We start from the raw sequence: 1,570 nt of genomic DNA, 5'->3' as shown, positions 1-1,570 counted from the left end.
GCATATAGCGACCAACTCCCTTCTGGGCATCAGAGGAGTCGTCCTGGTTGATGTCTTGAAGCGTGCTGGGTGCTTCAGGTAGATAGCGGACCGTCATGGTGGATGGGACAGAGTTGCTGCGCAAGGCACGGCCAAGCTCCGCAGCAACGCCGACTTCAGTCCGAATTTCGCGACCATCCTCCGTCGTGAAGCGAACATGGGCGGTGTACAGGCTGTCAGCATGGGTATTCTTCTTTTCCTTCCACTCCAGCTTGGTTACCTCGGCTTTTGTCGTCTTGCCGTGGTCGCGCAATGCCGAAAACTTGGTGGCGTTCTTGTGGCCGGCATACATGAGAAAGACGCCAAACACAACAACACAGACAGCGACCATTGGGCTAAAAAGGATTCGAAACATAGGTGGCTCCTTAGGCCTGACGTAAAAATGATCGGACCACCAACAAATGGGACGGAGCCACGTCCTGCTGTTGTGGCTCCGCGCCGGTTGATATGTTATGCGGCGTGGCGTGTCGCGACTTCATATGCGACCCAAACAAGGAATGTAGCGAGGACGACGCCGAAAAACAAGATGCCGGCTTGCCCGGCATGCCCAGCTCATTGAAAGGTTAGACGCCATTGTTAAACGACTCGACTGCCGTTGTGGATTCGCGTCGCTCGACAAGTTAGACCTCCCGTTCATAGTCTTCGAGAGCAAGTAGCAGGCTTGCACGATGCTCGCGTGCCACAGTCTGCCACGGCAACCCCGTGAGAGCCCCCTCCAGAGCCCAAAGCAGGTTCAAACTCACCCCAGCTCCGGCCCTCCGCGCATGCGCGAATGCCCGAACGGCGCCAAGCTTTCGGAGCTGGGCTACGGACGTAATGCCCGCCCGCATAAGCATCTGCTGAGACTTCGGGCCCAGGTTTGGGAGGTCACACAAACGTTGCGCCAAACTCATACGATTGCGCGCTCCAAGCTTGCATGAAGTGTCTCGAAGGACTGAACGCGCATCTCCTTCGCAAGCTCGAAGGTCGACAGATAGTTGCCATCCCATGACTTGAGCGCCGGTTCCGCGCCTTGAGCCATGGCACAAATACCAAAAACGAGTGCTGTGAGAGCCTTTTTCATGGCTAAGGATCACTCGGTTGGCGGGAACTCGGGATATCGAGGCAGCTGGTCGGCAACATGCAGCCATGGAAGGCGCTTGRATTCCCAATAGTGAAACGCAGGCGCCACCTGGCCTGGATCGTCAAGACTGCAGATTGTGATGTCGATCAATCCGGGAATGTAATCCGCGGCAAAGCTGATTTGCGTGCCGCAACGCGCGCAGAATCCGCGGCGCGAACCCGGCGATGACTCATAAACCGCGGGTAACTGTGACGTGAAATCGACTTGCGCTTCTTGAAACATGGCCCACGCGACTGCTGGCGCCGCATTGGCACGCCGGCACATCGAACAATGGCAGAGTGCTGCCATCACAGGAGAGCCTGAGATCCGATATCGGACCGAACCACATTGGCAGCCACCTTCGAGTGATAGTTTTTCCATGGTGCTCCTTCCGACGGTTAACGTGAAGATGGCCGGACCACCAATACC

At 56.7% G+C, this 1,570-nt stretch carries 4 protein-coding genes; all 4 read right to left on the bottom strand.

What is annotated here, in order from left to right; genetic code table 11:
• On the bottom strand, positions 1 to 394 hold a 394-nt coding region (locus tag AC1D0Z_RS21385), incomplete at its 3' end, for a DUF3592 domain-containing protein (protein ID WP_477660166.1).
• Positions 395 to 659: 265 nt separating this feature from the next.
• Positions 660 to 932, bottom strand: coding sequence for a TfoX/Sxy family protein (locus tag AC1D0Z_RS21380; RefSeq protein WP_477660165.1), 273 nt, complete (start codon positions 930 to 932; stop codon positions 660 to 662).
• The gene (locus AC1D0Z_RS21375; RefSeq protein ID WP_477660164.1) at positions 929 to 1,102 is read right to left on the bottom strand and encodes a hypothetical protein; all 174 of its coding nucleotides are present in this window, start codon (positions 1,100 to 1,102) and stop codon (positions 929 to 931) included. The genes AC1D0Z_RS21380 and AC1D0Z_RS21375 overlap by 4 nt, the downstream gene beginning before the upstream one ends.
• 9 nt (positions 1,103 to 1,111) lie before the next feature.
• On the bottom strand, positions 1,112 to 1,570 hold a 459-nt coding region (locus AC1D0Z_RS21370), incomplete at its 5' end, for a GFA family protein (protein WP_477660163.1).

It is taken from the genome of Polaromonas sp. P1_E3 (genome assembly GCF_056405935.1).
This window is presented reverse-complemented; position numbering and strand designations above follow the sequence as displayed.